Here is a 17,620-nt window from a genome sequence, read left to right as displayed (position 1 = left end):
TTGCGCCGGCCGTTGTTGCGCTGCGAGAAACCGGCCCGGGTGCCGACCTGCTTCGGACGACACCCGGCCGGGGGACGTTACCGGGTCACTACCCGGCTCGGCCGTTACCTCAGCCCCTACACGACCATTACTCGGCCGCTGCCGCCGTCTTGCGCGGACGCCGCGCGCGCGGTGCCGCCTTGCGGGCCGGTTTCTTCGGCTTGGCTTCGGCGGGCGCCTCGACAGCTGCCTCGGCCGGTGCGGCAGCCACCCCGCCGCCGACATCGCCGGCCGCCGGCTCGACGTGCGTCACCGCGGCGGGCCACATGTCGCCCTGCTCCGGGTCGCGATGCGGGTCGCCCGCATGCTTGCCGTGCGCGTGCTTGTCGCCGCCGTGCTTCGCCGCGCCATGCCCGGCGTCGTCTGGCCTCCCGGCCGACTCACGGCCTGCGCTCTTCGCGGCGGCGCCCTTCTTCGCGCCGGTCTTCTTCGCCGCGCTCTTGCGCGCACGCTTGCGGCCATCCTTCGCTTCGCCGTGCGCCTCGGCTGCTTCGACCGCTTCCACGAATTCGGTCGTTTCAGCCGGCACGACTGCCGCGATTTCGGTGGCTCCGGCCGATTCGGCCATCGCCGCGTCGTCCGCGTCGACCTGCACCGTTTCATGCACGACGGCTTCCGCCCGCTGCTCGCGACGTCGCGGCTCGCGGCCGGCCCGCGCCGGCTCCGCCGCGCGCGCGCCGTGGTGGCCACCGTGGTGTGCGGCCCCGCCTTCGCCGGCCTGCGCAACCTGCTCCGCAGCCGCCGACTGGCGTGCCCGCGACACGAACGCACCCGACTTGTCGTCACGCCCCACTTCGAGCAGGCCGCGCGCCTGCGCCTCGTCGAGCAGGTTGCCGAACGCGCGGAATCCGTAGTACGACTCGTTGAAATCCGGCTTGCGACGCTTGATCGCGCTCTTCAGCACCGACGCCCAGATCTTGCCGACGTCGTCCCGCTCCGACGCGAGCGCGTCGAACGTCTCCACGGCCAGCGCGATCGCCTCGGCCTTGCGCGCGTCCAAGTCGTGCTTGCGCGACGCCGCCGGCTCGTCCGGCCGCTTCGCGCCGCCGTTGCCCGCGCGCTGCTGCTGTTCGCGCTTCGCGAGCGTGCGCTGCTGCTCACGTACCAGATCGTCGTAGAAGATGAATTCATCGCAGTTCGCGACCAGCAGGTCCGACGTCGATTTCTTCACGCCGACGCCGATCACCTTCTTCGCGTTCTCGCGCAGCTTCGACACCAGCGGCGAAAAATCCGAGTCGCCGCTGATGATCACGAACGTATCGACGTGCGACTTCGTGTAGCAGAGGTCGAGCGCATCCACGACAAGCCGGATGTCGGCCGAATTCTTGCCCGACTGGCGCACGTGAGGAATCTCGATCAGCTCGAAGCTCGCCTCGTGCATCGACGCCTTGAAGCCCTTGTAGCGATCCCAGTCGCAATAGGCCTTCTTCACGACGATGCTGCCCTTCAGCAGCAGGCGCTCCAGCACGGGCTTGATGTCGAACTTCTCGTACTTCGCGTCGCGCACGCCGAGCGCGACGTTCTCGAAGTCGCAGAACACGGCCATGCTGACGTTGTCCAGGGGTAATGCCATGTGTACTCCAACCGGTGGGCCGCTGCGTTGTATGACGTAGCGGCGAAAAATGCATCGCGCACATGATAGCCGGTCGGCGCGTCATTCCCGCATCCGTGTGAACGAATGGCGGCAGGAAGGCCCGTCGCCGGTACGCCCCTTAATACACACCCGCCGCACGGGCAAATCGACATTACACTTGAGTTATCGGTCGTCCGTCCCTATCTGGGAGGACGACGCATCGAGCAAGGAGCGGTTTCATGACGACGAAGGTACTGCTGATTGGCGCGACCGGCCGAACGGGCCAGGCCTGCGCGGATCTGCTGCTCAAGCAGCCGGAGTTCGAGGTCACGGCGCTCGTGCGCCGGCACGGCTATGCGCTGGCGGGCGCGCGGGTGGTCGAGGCCGATCTGACGAACGATTTCTCGCACGCATTCCAGGGCATCACGCACGTGATCTACGCAGCCGGATCGGCCGAATCGGAAGGCGCGGCCGAAGAGGAGCAGGTCGACCGCGACGCGGTCGCCCGCGCGGCCGAATACACGCTGGCCTACAACGCGCAGAAGCTCGTGGTGATCAGCTCGCTGTCCGCGTACCGGCCCGAACTCGGCCCGGACGCGCTGCGCCACTATTCGCAGATGAAGCGCGAAGGCGACGATCGCGTGATCGCGTCGGGTGTCGACTACGCGATCCTGCGCCCCGGCCCGCTTACGGACGACCCGGGCGTCGGCAAGATCGCGCTGACCGACGCGTGGTTCGACGGCGCCCCGCCCGTGTCACGCCAGGATGTCGCCTGGGCCGCGATCGAGGCGATCAAGCTCGGCATCTCGCGCAAGATCGTCGGCTTCGTCGGCGGCAGCGTGCCGATCGAGCAGGCCTTGCGCGCCTAGCGCCCTCACACGCGCCGCCGCGCGGCGGCGCGCCGATCCGTACCGGCGGCCCGCACGACGGGCCGCCTCGACGCTTGACGCACGCGGTGCCCCGGTGCCCCGGTGCCCGTTTACTGCTTCGGATGCGCGTCGGCCCACGCCTTCACGGCGGCGAGCGTGTTCTCGACGTGCTTGTCGGGCGACATGCTCGTGTATTCGTAGAGGATCTTCCCTTCCGGAGAAATCACGTAGGACACGCGGTTCGCGCGGTCGATCGCCGGCAGTTTCGCGTCGTATTCCCGGATGATCTTCGCGTCCGGATCAGCCGCGACCGGGAACTTGCTCCGGCACTCGCTCACCGAGAACTTCGTCAGCGTGTCGATCTTGTCGGCGGATACGCCGATCACCGTCGCGCCGTAAGCCTTGTAACGGTCGACTGCGTCCGCGAACGCGTGCGCCTCGATCGTGCAGCCCTTCGTGAACGCAGCCGGGTAGAAATAGAGCACGACCGGCCCCTGCTTCAGCGCGTCCGCGAGCGCGTAGGTGTAGGTCTTGCCGCCCAGCGACGCCTGCGTCGTGAAATCGGGCGCCGCGGCGCCCGGCTTCAGTTCCGCCTGCGCCATCAGTGCATGACCGGCCACCAGCGCCGCCACGGCGGCGCCCAGCAACAGTTTTCGCTTCATCTGCATCCTCATTTCTTATAAAGTCAGCCTCGATGTGGGCCACGCGGGCGTTCGCCTGTCGAACACTTGCGTGACCGATTCGGACCTGCGGCAGCGCCATCCGCGCCCGGCCCGTTAAAGATTCCGCACAGTCTGCCGTTATTCCTTCCGGACAACCGGTTCCAGCCCTTCACGTCAGCGAGAAACATGGAAGCCAACAGGAAACAGACGTCACGCAAGGGCTCCTGGCGCAGCGCCTTGCATACGCTGCGCCGCTTCGCCTGGTCGGGCGGCGCGCTGATGCCCGCGCGCGCCGGCGCCCCGCGCCGCGACGACTCCGTACGCAACTGGCTGGAACAGACGGTTGGCACGGTGGATTTCCTCGCCCATGTCGACCGTGAACTGCGTTTTCTTTACGTGTCGGACGCGAGCCTGCGCTTCATCGGCTACCACCGCGACTACCTGCACACGCTGACGCTGCGCGACCTGATCGCCGAACAGGATACCGCGGCGCTCGAAGGCCTGCTTGCGCGCGCCGCGCGTTCCGGCCAGGTCGAGAAGGCGACGATGTGCATCGTGAAATCGCTGACCTACCCGCTCGACGTCGAGATCCGCGCGTTCAAGAGCCGCCACCACGGGGTCGACGGGTTCGCGATCGCGGCGTTCGACGTGTCGTCGTGGCGCGCGCTCGAGGCGCGCCTGACCTACGAGATGCACCACGACCCGATGACGGGCCTCGACAACCTGTCCGCGCTCGTGCCCGCGCTGATGCGCGCGCAGCAGGCCGCCGACGAGGGCGGCACCTGCGCGGCGCTGCTGCTGCTCGACCTCGACGACTACCAGCGGATCAACCGCGCGCTCGGCTACGACGCGGGCGACACGCTGCTGCGCGAAACCGCGCAGCGGCTGAAGGCGCTCGTCACGCAGAACGAACAGCTCGCGCGCGTCGCGAGCGACAAGTTCGCGGTCGTGCTCAGTGCGCCGGACCGCACGCAGGCGAGCAATGCCGCCGATGCACTCGCACGCCGGCTGCAGGCCGCGGTGCGCCAGCCTTACGTGTACCAGGGGCAGACCGTGCACCTGTCCGCGAGCATCGGCATCGCGCTCTACCCTGACGAGCGCGCCGCCCCGCATCGCGCGCAGCACCACAGCCCGCTGCTGCGCCGTGCCGATCACGCGCTCGCGCAGGCGAAGGCGTCGGGCGGCAACGCGCTCGCGTTCCACGCGCCCGTCGACGACCCGGCGGACGCCGAACGGCTGAAGCTCGAAGCCGACCTGTACGACGGCGTGCGCAACGGCGAGTTTTCGCTCCATTTCCAGCCGATCACGCGCAGCCAGTCGGGCGCGGTGGTCGGCGTCGAGGCGCTGATCCGCTGGCGCCATCCGGTGCACGGCCTCGTGCCGCCGGCGACCTTCATTCCGCTCGCCGAATCGATCGGCCTGATCAACTATCTCGGCAACTGGGTGCTCAAGGCCGCGTGCATGCAGCTCGTCGCATGGGACCGCCAGGGGCTCGCGCTGCAGTACGTGGCGGTCAACGTGTCGCCGCAGCAGTTCCGCGACCCGCGCTTCACGCAAAGCGTGCGCGAGGCGATCGCGCTGACGGGCATCGACCCGCGCCGCATCGTGCTCGAGATCACCGAAAGCCTGCTGATGCACGATCCCGCGCAGGCGAAGGGGCTGCTCGAGGAACTGACCGATCTCGGCATCCGCTTCGCGATCGACGATTTCGGTACCGGTTATTCGAGCCTCGCGTATCTGCAGCGCTTCCCGCTCGCGAAGCTGAAGATCGATCGCAGTTTCGTCGAGAACCTGCTGACCTCGCGCAACGACCGCGCGATCGTGTCGGCCGTGGTCGGCCTCGCGCAGACGCTCGATCTCGAGCTCGTCGCGGAAGGCGTCGAGACCGAGGCGCAGCGCGAATTGCTGACGGAAATGGGCTGCAACCATATCCAGGGCTGGCTCGTCTGCCAGGCGCTGCCGTCCGAGGAGCTTGCGCGGCGCTTCGAGGCCCATCAGCTGCACCTGCACGCCGCCGCCTGACGCGCGGCGAACCGGACAGATCCGTATGTCAATCACCGAACACCTGCCCCGCACCGCGCTGCTCGACAAGCTGTGGGCCCGGATGAACGAACGGGGCGATTTCCCGTTGCTGTCGGAATCGCTGCGCGCGACGATGGCCGCGATGAAGAACGACGACCTCGACTTCACCGCGCTCGTGCGCGTCGTGCTGTCGGACTTCGCACTCACGCAGAAAGTGCTGCGGCTCGCGAACTCCGCGATGTACATGGCGTTCGGCGGCAACATCACGACCGTGACCCGCGCACTGATGGTGCTCGGCATGGATGCCGTCGGCCATCTGGTCGTCGGGCTCAAGCTCGTCGACCATTTCCACCACAGCACGCCGCGGCGCATCGACGCGAAGCTCGAACTGAACCGCGCGCTGCTGTCCGGCTGCGTCGCACGCAAGCTCACCGAACGCGTCGAGCTGCGCGCGGGCGAGGAAGCCGTCGTCTGCACGCTGATGCGCCAGGTCGGCAAGCTGCTCGTGGTCTGCTATCTCGACAGCGAATGGGACCGGATCCGCCGCCGCGCGGCCGAACTGAACGGCGACGAAGCGGCCGCCTGCATCGACGTGCTCGGCGTCGGCTTCGACGAGATCGGGCTCGAGGCGGCCGCGCGCTGGCGGCTGCCCGACGTGATCCGCGCGGGGATGGCCGACCACGACCACGTGGTCCGCACCGACGCGTTCGGCAACGACGAGGACGACCTCGATGCGGGCGAGGTGTCCGACGACGGCCCGACCGAGCGCGTCCGCTGGCTGCGCGAGATCAGCCGCTGCTCGACCGACGTCGCGGGTGCGCTCGTGATGCCCGCGAGCCCGCAGCGCGACGCGCGCATCGCGGCGCTCGCGCAGCACTACGGCGCGGAACTCGGCATGGAACCCGACGCGCTCGTCGAGATCGCCGAGCGGCTCGCGCGCGAGGAAGCGAGCGACACCATGATGCGCGAGATCGTCGAGCTGCGCGCGAACGCCGATGCGATCGCACGCGCGCAGGCCGAGCCCGAGGCGTGCCTCGAAGCCGGCCTCGCGGACCTGCGCGCGCTGCCGTCCGAGCACGTGCTGACGCCGGTACTCGCGCTCGCGTCGGAAAGCCTGCTGGCCGGCCTCGCGTTCACGCGCACCGTGATGTTCGTGCGTCACGACGACGGCATGTTCGCCGCGCGCCTCGGCTTCGGCCCCGGCGTCGATACGATGCTCGACCGGCTGCGCTTCGACGAGCGCTTCGAGCCGGACGTGTTTCATCTCGCGATCTCGAACTCGGTCGGCATCTTCATCGAGCAGGCACGGGAGCCGAAGATGCTCAAGCGCCTGCCCGCGTGGTATCTCGACGCGTTCGACGACACGCGCGCGTTCGTGCTGCTGCCCGTGCGCGTCGGCACGACGACCGTCGCGCTGCTGTACGGCGACTGGGCCGGCGCGCAGCCCGCGCGCAAGATCACGCAGCAGGAAATGGGCGTGCTCAACGAGCTCGCGCGCGAACTGGGCCGGTTCTTTCCGGCGTGACGCGGCGCCGGCCGCTCCCCGCCGTTTTCGGCGGTTTCACACCCTGTTTCACACCGTTCCCCGCCTGCAAAAGCAAACCGGCCGCATGAGCGGCCGGTTTGCTTGCATCGTGCGATCGAACGCAACGCTTACTTGAGCGTCACGGGCACGCTGAAGTACTTCTTCGCGAGGTTGTCGATCGTGCCGTCGGCCTTCAGGTCCTTCAGCGCCTGATCGAGTGCGGTCTTCAGCGCCGCGTCGTTCTTGCGCAGGCCGAAACCGACGCCCGAGCCGAGGATCTCGGCGTCGCTCACGGTACCGCCCGCGAACGCGAAGCCCTGGCCCTGCGGCTTCGCCAGGAAGCCCTTCGAACCGGCTTCCGCGTCCTGGAACGTCGCGTCGAGACGGCCGGACTTCAGGTCGGCGTAGGCCAGGTCCTGCGTCTGGTACGGCACGACCTCGACGCCTGCCGGCGCCCACTTCTTCTTCGCGTACGCTTCCTGGATCGTGCCCTGCAGCACGCCGACGCGCTTGCCCTTCAGCGATTGCGGGGTCGGCAGCAGGCCGCTGCCCTGCTTCGCGATCAGCTGGTTCGGAATCGTGTAGATCGGATCGGTGAACGCGATCGCATGCTTGCGCTGGTCGGTGATCGTCATGTCCGAGTTGATCGCGTCGAACTTGCGCGCCTGCAGCGCCGGGATCAGGCCGTCGAAGTCGTTCTCGACCCACACGCACTTCGTCTTCAGCTTCGCGCACACCGCGTTGCCGATGTCGATATCGAAGCCGGTCAGCTTGCCGTCGGGCGTCTTGTATTCGAACGGCGCGTACGAGGCTTCGACGCCGAAACGGATCTCCTTCAGATCCGCGGCAAACGCGCTGCCTGCCGCCACCGCCGATGCCGCCACCGCCGCATGCGCGGCCACTTTACGCCAATCCAACTTCATCAGGTGCTCTCCTCGATACTCGAATGTTCCGGAACTACGGGCGCTTGCATCATTGCAGGGTCGGATGACCACGACAATCGCGATGCCACGCCGTGATGCGGCGCAACAGCCGCAAGGCCGCGATTGTACCAATCCGCGCGGCCCGATATGGCAAAGCGGGCGACGTCGTGCGATGCTGCGCTGCGTGCGCGGCACCGGTCAGGCGATCCGCCGAACTTGCAAAACGGTGTCGCAAATACGCAAGCCGGGGGCGCGTGCCGTCGGCCCCGGCTTGCGGGCGACGACGACGGGATACCGGCAGGTTGCGGGTCAGGCGCGGGCCGCGTGCCGTCGCGGCAGCGCAATCAGCAGCCGGTCGGGACATGCGCTCAAACGAGCGCCGCGATCGTCTCGCGCGTCGTGTCGATGACGAGCAGGCCCGCGCGCAGGCCCGGCTTCACGGTCGGGTTCGGAAAGACGATCCGCTCCTCGTCGTGCATCACCGTGTAGCGGTAGTCGCCGTCCTGCGCGAGCACCGTGCCGCGTGCAAACGCGGTGAAGTTCGCGACGTCGGCCGCGACGAACAGCTCCAGCGCATCGCTCTGCTTCGTGATCTGGTCGATCACCGTGAACACGCGCGGCAGCGGCGGATGATCGCCCTGCACGACGGCATCTCCTCCCGCGCCCGACACGAGCTTGCGCACCGCGCGATCGGCCGGTGCGAAGCGCGTCAGGTCGTTCTGGCCGAACGGGCGCACCTTGCCGAGTTCCAGCGTGCACGCGAGCGCGCCGCAGTGCTCGGCCGTGAAATGCGAATACGTATTGCCCTTCGCGGTATGCAGCAGCACGGCCGCGATCCGCGCGTCGCCGAGCCATTCGAACATCGTGCGCGTCGGCGGCGTGCCCGTGTGCGGCAGCAGTGCGAACTGCTCGAATACCGACGCGCGGATCGCCGTGTGCATGTCGATGTGCCAGCGCGCGGCGCCGGCCGGCGCGTCCGCGAAGAACGCGGCGGCCGCCGCTTCCAGCTGCGCGGCGCGCGGTGCTTCGCGGCTGGCGGGCACCTGCGCATGACGGCCGCTGAACAGGCGGTTCAGGTCGTCGTCGAGATAGCGTTCGCCGGCACGCATCGCCGGCACGTTGCCGAGCACGACGAGCAGCCGGCACGCGAGCGGCAGCGCGCCCGATGCGAGATCGCGCACGAGCATCGGCAGCAGCTCGATCGGCGCCGTCTCGTCGCCGTGCACGCCGGCCGACACGAGCACGCTCGGGCGCGCCGCGCCGGCGGCCGCGGCCGGTTCGAGCGCGAGCAGACCGTCGCCGCGCCATGACCAGCGCACGGCGCCGGCCGCGCAGGTGCCTTCCGTCGCGGACGGCGCGCTACCGGCCAGCGTGAACGCAAGGAAGTCGTCGAGCAGCACGTTGGCCGGCATCCGTGCCTCAGCGCTGGAAGTCATACAGCGAACCGACGCGCAGGATCTGCGTGAGCTCGTCGAGCGCCGTGCGCGATTCGTCGAGCAGCGCCGGATCGGCGAGGTCTTCCGGTGCGAGGCGATCGCGATAGTGCCGGTCGATCCACGTGTCGAGCGACGTGAACAGCGTGTCGTTGATCCACACGTTCGACGTGACGGCCGCGCGTTCCGCGTCGTTCAGCACGACACGCAGGCGCAGGCAGGCGGGGCCGCCGCCGTTCTTCATGCTTTCGCGCAGGTCGAACACGAGCACGTCGTGAATCGGGCCGTTGCCGGCCGCGAGTTCGTCGAGATAAGCCGCGACGTTCCCGTTCTCGCGGCATTCCTGCGGCACGACGAGCACTTGCGAGCCGTCCGCGCGCGACAGCAGCTGGCTGTTGAACAGATACGACGTGACCGCGTCGTTCACGCTCACGGCCGCCTCGGGCACCTCGATCACGTTCAGGCGCGCGCCGCGTGCGTCGAGCGCGGCGGTCAGCGTGTCGTAGATCGCCTGCTTGTTGACGAACGCCCGCTCGTGCGTGAACAGCGTGTCGCGGTTGCCGACCGAGATCACGTCGTTGTGGAACACGCCCGCGTCGATCACGTCCGGGTCCTGCTGCGCATACACCGTCGCCTCTTCGGCGAGCCCGTGGCGATGCGCGACCGCGCGGCTCGCCTCGAACGTCTGGCGTGCCGGGAAGCGCTTCGGCTCGGGGCCGCGGCGATATTCCGCGCGGCCGTACACGAAGAACTCGATGCCCGGCTTGCCGTATTCGGCACAGAAGCGCGTGTGGTTCGCCGCGCCTTCGTCGCCGAGTGCCGGCGTGCCGGTCAGCGCTTCGTGCACCGCGAAGTGCGCCGGATCGGCGAACAGCGTCGACAGCGTGCGGCGCGTCGCTTCGTGTTCGATCGCGCGATGCAGCTTGCTGCACAGGTTCGCCGGCGTGAAGTGCACGCGGCCGTCGCTCGTGTCGGCCGACGGGCTGACGGTGGCCGCGTTCGCGGTCCACATCGCCGATGCCGAGCTCGCGGCGGCGAGCAGTTCGGGCGCCTGCTTCGCGGCCTTCGAGATCACGTCCGCGTCCTTGCCCGAGAAGCCGAGCTCGCGCAACAGGCGCAGCGACGGCCGCTCCTGCGGCGGCAGCACGCCTTGCGCGAAGCCGAGATCCGCGAGCTGCTTCATCTTGCGCAGCCCCTGCTTCGCGGCGGCCTTCGGATTCGCGGCCGACTTCTCGTTGTTGAGCGACGCCACGTTGCCGAACGACAGGCCGGCGTAGTTGTGGGTCGGGCCGACGAGCCCGTCGAAATTGGCTTCTTGTGCGTTCATCGTCGTTCCCTCGATCAGAAGTGCAGGCCCGGCGACAGGCTCGCGGGCAAAGTCAGTTGCGTGCTTTCCACCGACGCCATCGGATACGCGCAATAGTCGGCCGCGTAGTACGCGCTCGGGCGATGGTTGCCCGAGCGGCCGGTGCCGCCGAACGGCGCGGCGGACGATGCGCCGTTGGTCGGACGGTTCCAGTTGACGATCCCCGCACGGATCGTGCGGCGGAAGTGGTCCCATGCGTTCGCGTCGTCGGCCAGCAGGCCGGCGGACAGGCCGAACGCCGTGTCGTTCGCGCGCTCGATCGCTTCGTCGAACGTCGCGTAGCGGATGATCTGCGCGAGCGGGCCGAAGTGTTCTTCGTCGGGCAGGTTCGCCACGCCCGTCACGTCGACGATCGCCGCGTTAACGAAGCCCAGGCGCGGATCGCGCTGCGTCATCGCGATGATCGGCTTCGCGCCCTGCTCGATCAGGCGCGACTGCGCGTCGACCAGCTTCGCGGCCGCGCGCGCCGAGATCACCGCGCCCATGAACGGCTGCGGATCGGCGTCGAACACGTCGGCCGTGATCTTCGACGTGACGTCGGCGAAGCGTGCGAGGAAGCGGTCGCCGAACGCGCCCTGCGGCACGAAGATGCGGCGCGCGCACGTGCAGCGCTGGCCCGCCGACAGGAACGCCGACTGGATCGTGTGATGGACGGCCGCGTCGATGTCCTCGACTTCACCGATCACGAGCGGATTGTTGCCGCCCATCTCGAGCGCGAGCACGATTTCCGGACGGCCGCCGAACTGGCGGTGCAGCAGCGTGCCGGTATCCGAGCTGCCGGTGAAGAACAGCCCGTCGATCTGCCGGTGATTCGCGAGCGCGACGCCCGTGTCCTTCTCGCCCTGCACGAGGTTCAGCACGCCGGCCGGCAGCCCGGCTTCCTGCCACACCTCGACCGTCGCGCGCGCGACGCCCGGCGCGAGCTCCGACGGCTTGAACACGACCGCATTGCCGGCGATCAGCGCGGGCACGATATGGCCGTTCGGCAAATGGCCGGGGAAGTTGTACGGGCCGAACACCGCGACGACGCCGTGCGGGCGGTGGCGCAGCACCGCGACGCCGTCGGCCATGTCCTGGCGCTTCTCGCCGGTGCGTTCCTGGTACGCCTGGATCGAGATACCGACCTTCGCGGCCATCGACGCGACTTCGGTGCGCGCTTCCCACAGCGGCTTGCCCGTCTCGCGGCCGATCGCGGTCGCGATCGCTTCCTTGCGTTCATTGAGCAATGCGGCGAAACGCTTGACGATCGCGCAGCGCGATTCGAAGTCGAGCGCCGACCAGCCGGCGAATGCGCGACGCGCGCTCGCGACCGCACGGTCGACGTCGGCCGCCGACGCGCTTTCGCCCTGCCATGCGATCTCGTCGGTGCCCGGGTTGCGCGAAGCGAACACGGGGCCCGAGCCTGCGACCCAGGCGCCGTCGATGAAGAGTTCCGTCATGATTCGTTTATCCCTGTTTGACTTTGAGCGGCAGCACGCGGACCGGATCGCCGACCTTCACGTCGAGCGCGGCGGCATCGTCGGCCGACAGCACGAACGAGCCGTTCGCGACCACGCCCGGCGCGACGCCGACGCGGAAATCGGTGAGCGACGTGTTCGACACGAGCGACGTCGGCGGATGATCGCCCTGCGCGTCGGGCACGCCGATCGCGACCGGCACGACGACGCTCTCGCGCACCGTGCGCAGGTCGTTGACGTGGCATTCGAGCACCGGGCCCGCGTCGAAGATGTCGACGTGGTTCTGGTAGCGCAGCCCTTCCGCCTCGAGCATCTTGCGGGCCGGCAGCGTGTCGCGGTGCGTGAGGCCGACCGCGTCCTGCGCGTCCTGCGGCAGCAGGTCGACGTACACCGGATAGCGCGGCATCAGTTCCGCGAGAAACGACTTGCGGCCGTGCGAGCTGAGATAGTCGGCCGCGTTGAAATCGATCTGGTAGAAGTGCGAACCGACGGCGCGCCAGAACGGCGACGTGCCGTCTTCGTCGAAGTGGCCGCGCAGTTCCGCGCAGATGCGTTCCGGGAAGCGTTCGCGGAACTGCGCGATGAACATGAAGCGCGAGCGCGACAGCAGGCCGCCCACGCCGCCCGTGCGATAACGCGGGCTCAGGAACAGCGAGCACACTTCCGCGTAGCCGGTCAGGTCGTGCGAGATGTTCAGCGCGTGCATGCGCGTCCACACGCCGAGCTCCTGGCTCGCATGCACGACCGTGCTCACGCGGTAGTTGTAGAACGGCTGTTCGAGGCCGACCTGCGACTCGATCCCGCATACGCCCGCGATGTCGCCCGTCTTCGATTCTTCCATCACGAAGAAGTAGCCGGCTTCGCCGGCCGCTGCCTCGCCCTCGAGCGTGCGGCGCGTGCGCTCGATGCGCGCGGCAAGCGCGTCGCGGTCGGGCTTGAACGTGGTCAGGCCCGGCCCGGTTTCCTTCGCGAGCGACACGAGCGCGTCGACGTCGCCCGTTTGTACGACCCGAACGACGATCATGCTGCGTCTCCCTTCAAATCTTCATCGTCGCGGCGGTGCAGTGGCACGCAGCGCACGACATCGCCATCCTTCACATCGAGCGCCGCGCGCACGTCGCCGGCGAGCGGTGCGTCAGCCGCATCGCCCGGCAGGTCGGCCAGCACGCAGCGGAACGATTCGCCGCTGCCCGTCGACACCATGTACGCAACGTCGCCCTGCTGGTGCGCGGCCTCGCGCACGACGCGCTCCGTGCCGTGCTTCACGCACGCGGTGCGGTCGACCTGCGCGGTGAGCACCGGGCCCGCGTCGAAGATGTCGACGAAGCGGTCGGGCTCGAAGCCTTCCTCGAGATGGATGTCGTAGGCGAGCAGTGCCGATTCGTTCGGTTCGCCGAGCACGCGCTGCGCGGCTTCCGGCAGCAGCGGCACGTAGAGCGGATACGCCGGCATCACTTCCGCGATGAAGGTGCGGCTGCGGCCGCCCGACGCGATGTCGACGTCGGTGAAGTCGCGGCCGAAGAACTTGCGGCCCACCGCTTCCCAGAACGGCGACGCGCCCGTGTCGTCGCTCACGCCGAGCAGCAGCGTGAACACTTCCGGCGTGAAGCGGCGGCGGTTCGCGGCGATGTACATCATCCGGGCGCGCGAGATCAGGTGCGCGGCCGCGTCGCCGCGCAGCGACGGATCGACGTAGAAGCCCGCGAGCCGGCTCTTGCCGGTCAGCTCGTGCGACATCGTGAGCGCGTGGATCTTGCGGTTCACGTGCAGCTCGCGCGACGCGTGGATCAAGGCGTCGTTGCGGAACGCGTAGAACGGTTCCGAGTAACCGGCCGCGGCCACGATGCTCGCCGTGCCGAGCAGCTTGCCCGTCGACGAATCCTCGAGCACGAAGAGGTAAAACTCCTCGCCGGCGAAGTCGACGTCCGCGCGAAACGAATCCTCCGAGAGCGCCACGCGCGCTTCGAGCGCCGCGCGGTCGTGCGGCAGCGAGTGCAGGACCGGTTGCGCGGTGCGCGCCATGTGCGCGAGCGCATCGAGATCCGTGAGTTTGCCGGGGCGAACAAATAGCATCGTCGTTCCTGTCTGCGATGGGTGCGCCGATCAGCGCGCGGTGGCTTCCTGGGCGGCGAGCACTTGTTCGACGGCCTTCTCGAAGCGCTTGACGCCTTCGTCGAGCAGGTCGAACGGGATCACCAGCGACGGGACGAAGCGCAGCACGTTCGGGCCGGCGATCAGCATGATCAGGCCGTTTTCTGCTGCCGCGGTGACGAAGTCCTTCGCGCGGCCATCGAACGCGGCAGTGAGTTCCGCGCCGACGAGCAGGCCCTTGCCGCGCACGTCCTTGAAGATGCCGAAGCGTGCGTTGATGCGCTCGAGCGCGCCCTTCAGGCGCACGCTGCGTTCGCGCACGCCTTCGAGCAGTGCCGGGTCGCCGATCAGTTCGACGACCTTGTCGGCGATCGCCGATGCGAGCGGGTTGCCGCCGTACGTCGTGCCGTGCACGCCGACCTTGAAGTGCGCGGCCAGTTCGTTGGTCGTCAGCATCGCGCCGATCGGGAAGCCGTTGCCGAGCGCCTTGGCGGTCGTAAGGATGTCCGGCGTGACGCCCGTGTCCATGTACGCGTAGAACTGGCCCGTGCGGCCGACGCCCGTTTGCACTTCGTCGAAGATCAGCAGCGCGTCGTTCGCGTCACAGGCTTCGCGCAGTGCCTTCAGGAATGCCGGATCGGCCGGGATCACGCCGCCTTCGCCTTGCACGGGCTCGACGATCACTGCGCAGGTTTGCGGGCCGATCGCGGCCTTCGCGGCTTCGATGTCGTTGTACGGCAGATGCGTGATGCCGGCCGGCACGGGGCCGAAGCCTTCCGAGTACTTCGGCTGGCCGCCGACGCTGACCGTGAAGAACGTGCGGCCGTGGAACGACTGCACGAACGAGATGATTTCCACCTTGTCGGCGCCGTGGCGGTCGAACGCGACGCGGCGCGCGAGTTTCAGGGCGGCTTCGTTCGCTTCCGCGCCCGAGTTCGCGAAGAACGCGCGGTCGGCGAAGGTCAGCGATTCGAGGCGCTTGGCGAGGCGCAGCACCGGCTCGTTCGTGTAGCCGTTGCCGATGTGCCAGAGCTTGCGGCTTTGTTCGTCCAGGACTTTCAGCAGTTCCGGGTGACCGTGGCCGAGCGACGTCACCGCAATGCCGCACGCGAAATCGATGTACTCGCGGCCGGCCGTGTCCCACACGCGGGAGCCCTCTGCGCGATCCGGCACGAACGGCGCGGGAGAAAATACCGGCACCATCACTTCATCGAATGTCTGGCGGGTCACGGTCGAGGTCGTCATGGTCGTTCCTTTCGGTTTCGTAAGAGGGTTCAACAGGATCAAGTTTAGGTAAGGGTGACGCAAGCGTCTTGCGGAATTGCGACGGGTTCTATCGGAAGCCCCTTTCTCTGCTGCTATTTTGCCCTTCCAGCGCGGGGGGCTGTGGGATTTGGTGTCAGGGTGGTTTTTTGGTGGGTCGCTTGGGTCGTCGTGAAGCACCTGTGAGCTCGTCGGTCTATTAGCGTCGCCCCTGCGCGGGGCGGCGGTTACTTTTCTTTGTCTTGCCAAAGAAAAGTAACCAAAAGAAAGGCGCTGGGAGAACGCATGACTTCCCGGTGCCATGGTCGTCAGAGTGGTTCGCACCTAAGTGTCCGCGCCAGTCAGGAACGCGGAGTGGTTCGAGCAATGGTTCTGACTCCACTCCCTACCCAACAGAGCGGTATACCGCCCGCTAGCTCCATCCTCGCTTCGCTCGGCTGCAAGGTACGCATCCCTCAGCGGTGCCGTTGGCCGATCAGCTCCGGAAATCAAAGCACGCACGCGACGCAGCGAAATCGATGTACAAGCAGCCTGTCGCTCTCACCGCCCGCAAGACTGACGCAGTCAGCACATTACTTGATGAGGCGGAGCAGACGATCACCAGTCGGTAATTCATGCATACGTTGCGATCACACCATCTCAAGCACATCGAACAATATCGAGATGCGCACTTGCGCCGTGCCGATACGATTGTGACTTTCCGAGAGGGCCAAACGATGAATAGAAGAATTGCAGTTGTGGGCGACAGCCTTTCAAGCGGCGGAACAATTAGCCCATACAGCGGACCACCGTTCCTGGTCCATGGGCACCAAGCAGCCTTGATTGGCGGTAGCGCGTTCTGCATCGCATGTCAAAGCACCGGCATCATCGCAAAGGCTGGCGGGCCATATCGACTCAAGTTTCAAGGGGAAGTCGCGCTAGACGGCGATATTGTCCTGTGCGGTTGCTCGACTCCGCCGGGCATCACTGCTTTGCTTGCCGGTGAAGCATGGTGTGATGATGGGCTAAAGGGTCACGGGGAGGTCATTTCGAGCAGAACGATAACGGGTCGCATCGTGTCGATCAAGAAAGGCGCATTTGATGAGCAGGTCGAAGCGAAGACTAGCGGCAGTGCTGCCCAAGGGCCCGTGGGTTACCCCTACTACATCGAGACGGCAGACGGCCGCGTCCATTCCGGCGTGCTCGATGCGAGCGGCGAGCTACCGCGCGTCCACACTGGTGACGGATCCGGAGACTACACCGTCTATTGGGGAGACGAAGCAATTGCAAAAAAGCACACCGGGGTAAGCCATGCCTAATCCATCCACCAAGATCCGCACGAACGACACACCAAAATCAAAGCAATCTGTACTGCTTCAAACGCTGTCCTTTCAAGACCTTTGGAACGCGTACCCGAAGAAAGACCCCTACGACGACCCTACCGGCGAATATGAGAATCAATGCGCCATTCGCATGAGCGTCACGTTCCACAGCATCGGAAGCGACATGAAGTCGTTTTCGCAAAATGTGTTGAAGCCGATGCCAGGAAAGAAGACGCTAGGCCGTCTGATGCTTGGAGGCAAATCGACAGCGACACGCGCGTACGAGCTGGCTGAATGGTTAAAGCTGCGTCCATTCCTGGGGCTTGGCAAACCAGAAAACATCACTGGCCCAGATTGGCAAACCAAGGTGAAAAACCGAACCGGTATCATCTACTTTTTCGGCTACTGGCGACAGGATGGCGACTCGGCCGACGTACTGAGCGGCGGTCATATCGACTTGTGGAACAAGGACACGCTTACGCCATCCGTCGTAAGTTTCTTACGCTTCCGCATTGGTATGTCGCGATTCCGAAACCCACTGACAAACAACAACTGGTTCTCCGACCTTGCCAGTGCCAAAGAAATCCTTTTCTGGGAAGTGAAATGAAACGTATGGTGCTCGCTGTACTGGGGTTCGTATGGGGCTTGCTCGTCACATGGGTGACCATCTACTCCCTCAATCACATCCATTGGCCCGAGATGAAATCACATGCGACAGGCTGCAACGACATGGAACACTGCACGTCGCATGCGAAGTTCCTGTGGGGCATGTTCGCCATGCTGTTATGGCCCGCCATCACATGCGCGATATTGAACGCGGTAGCGTATAAACGATGGTCGGGACGTCGCTGGGGTGGAGCGTTTTTCGTTGTAACGTTGCTCGCCACGCTGTTCTATTGCAAGCCATACGTCGCCCCCTACTTAGGTCTTGCCGTCTAACCCCTATCGCTGCTCTTGAGGATCGGATGTGCGCCGTCGTCGTCCATTTGTCGCACGCCTCATGGCAAGATCACCGCAAACACCATCACCGCGCAACTTGAAGTACCGTGCAGCCAAGCGAAGCGAGGATGGAGCTTGCGGGCGGCATACCGCTCTG

General features: G+C 66.7%; 15 protein-coding genes. 6 read left to right on the top strand and 9 right to left on the bottom strand.

The window, feature by feature from the left end; genetic code table 11:
- Positions 1–127 precede the first annotated feature (127 nt).
- Positions 128–1,612, bottom strand: coding sequence for an NYN domain-containing protein (locus APZ15_RS09680; RefSeq protein WP_027787961.1), 1,485 nt, complete (start codon positions 1,610–1,612; stop codon positions 128–130).
- Positions 1,613–1,851: 239 nt separating this feature from the next.
- Between APZ15_RS09680 and APZ15_RS09675 the strand changes: the two genes are divergently transcribed.
- The gene (locus tag APZ15_RS09675; RefSeq protein ID WP_027787962.1) at positions 1,852–2,481 is read left to right on the top strand and encodes an NAD(P)H-binding protein; all 630 of its coding nucleotides are present in this window, start codon (positions 1,852–1,854) and stop codon (positions 2,479–2,481) included.
- A gap of 110 nt (positions 2,482–2,591) precedes the next feature.
- Here APZ15_RS09675 and APZ15_RS09670 read toward each other — a convergent pair whose 3' ends face one another.
- A complete protein-coding gene (locus APZ15_RS09670) occupies positions 2,592–3,143 on the bottom strand; it encodes a peroxiredoxin (RefSeq protein WP_021161764.1) in 552 nt (183 codons plus the stop codon).
- A gap of 279 nt (positions 3,144–3,422) precedes the next feature.
- On the opposite strand from APZ15_RS09670, the gene cdpA reads away from it, so the two are divergent.
- Positions 3,423–5,165 (top strand): cyclic di-GMP phosphodiesterase CdpA, encoded by a 1,743-nt coding sequence (cdpA, locus tag APZ15_RS09665; protein ID WP_194290282.1) that lies wholly within the window; start codon positions 3,423–3,425, stop codon positions 5,163–5,165.
- A 25-nt stretch (positions 5,166–5,190) separates the two neighbouring features.
- Positions 5,191–6,690: an HDOD domain-containing protein gene (locus tag APZ15_RS09660; RefSeq protein WP_027787963.1), complete on the top strand. Its 1,500-nt coding sequence runs from the start codon at positions 5,191–5,193 to the stop codon at positions 6,688–6,690.
- A 128-nt stretch (positions 6,691–6,818) separates the two neighbouring features.
- Here the strand turns inward: APZ15_RS09660 and APZ15_RS09655 are convergent, their stop codons facing one another.
- From APZ15_RS09655 to APZ15_RS09625, 7 genes are all read right to left on the bottom strand, one after another.
- The gene (locus APZ15_RS09655; RefSeq protein WP_027787964.1) at positions 6,819–7,613 is read right to left on the bottom strand and encodes an ABC transporter substrate-binding protein; all 795 of its coding nucleotides are present in this window, start codon (positions 7,611–7,613) and stop codon (positions 6,819–6,821) included.
- Between the two features lie 368 nt (positions 7,614–7,981).
- The gene (gene astE, locus APZ15_RS09650; protein ID WP_027787965.1) at positions 7,982–9,025 is read right to left on the bottom strand and encodes a succinylglutamate desuccinylase; all 1,044 of its coding nucleotides are present in this window, start codon (positions 9,023–9,025) and stop codon (positions 7,982–7,984) included.
- Positions 9,026–9,032: 7 nt separating this feature from the next.
- The gene (gene astB / locus APZ15_RS09645; protein WP_027787966.1) at positions 9,033–10,373 is read right to left on the bottom strand and encodes an N-succinylarginine dihydrolase; all 1,341 of its coding nucleotides are present in this window, start codon (positions 10,371–10,373) and stop codon (positions 9,033–9,035) included.
- A gap of 14 nt (positions 10,374–10,387) precedes the next feature.
- On the bottom strand, positions 10,388–11,851 hold the full coding sequence (gene astD, locus APZ15_RS09640) for a succinylglutamate-semialdehyde dehydrogenase (RefSeq protein ID WP_027787967.1): 1,464 nt from the start codon (positions 11,849–11,851) through the stop codon (positions 10,388–10,390).
- Between the two features lie 7 nt (positions 11,852–11,858).
- Positions 11,859–12,893, bottom strand: coding sequence for an arginine N-succinyltransferase (gene astA / locus APZ15_RS09635; protein ID WP_027787968.1), 1,035 nt, complete (start codon positions 12,891–12,893; stop codon positions 11,859–11,861).
- Positions 12,890–13,942 (bottom strand): arginine/ornithine succinyltransferase subunit alpha, encoded by a 1,053-nt coding sequence (gene aruF, locus APZ15_RS09630; RefSeq protein ID WP_027787969.1) that lies wholly within the window; start codon positions 13,940–13,942, stop codon positions 12,890–12,892. Before aruF ends, astA begins: the two co-directional genes overlap by 4 nt.
- 30 nt (positions 13,943–13,972) lie before the next feature.
- Positions 13,973–15,205, bottom strand: a complete 1,233-nt coding sequence (locus tag APZ15_RS09625; RefSeq protein ID WP_027787970.1) for an aspartate aminotransferase family protein — start codon at positions 15,203–15,205, stop codon at positions 13,973–13,975.
- Positions 15,206–15,939: 734 nt separating this feature from the next.
- On the opposite strand from APZ15_RS09625, the gene APZ15_RS39040 reads away from it, so the two are divergent.
- From APZ15_RS39040 to APZ15_RS09615, 3 genes are read left to right on the top strand one after another with little or no spacing between them, the layout of a single operon-like run.
- Positions 15,940–16,521, top strand: a complete 582-nt coding sequence (locus tag APZ15_RS39040; RefSeq protein ID WP_034195908.1) for a PAAR domain-containing protein — start codon at positions 15,940–15,942, stop codon at positions 16,519–16,521.
- Positions 16,514–17,131 (top strand): type VI secretion system amidase effector protein Tae4, encoded by a 618-nt coding sequence (locus APZ15_RS09620; RefSeq protein WP_027787971.1) that lies wholly within the window; start codon positions 16,514–16,516, stop codon positions 17,129–17,131. The genes APZ15_RS39040 and APZ15_RS09620 overlap by 8 nt, the downstream gene beginning before the upstream one ends.
- A complete protein-coding gene (locus tag APZ15_RS09615; RefSeq protein ID WP_027787972.1) occupies positions 17,128–17,463 on the top strand; it encodes a hypothetical protein in 336 nt (111 codons plus the stop codon). The genes APZ15_RS09620 and APZ15_RS09615 overlap by 4 nt, the downstream gene beginning before the upstream one ends.
- Positions 17,464–17,620 lie beyond the last annotated feature (157 nt).

It is taken from the genome of Burkholderia cepacia ATCC 25416 (assembly GCF_001411495.1).
Taxonomy (GTDB): domain Bacteria; phylum Pseudomonadota; class Gammaproteobacteria; order Burkholderiales; family Burkholderiaceae; genus Burkholderia; species Burkholderia cepacia.
The sequence above is the reverse complement of the archived record's forward strand: the minus strand, read 5'-3'. Positions and strand labels throughout refer to the sequence as shown.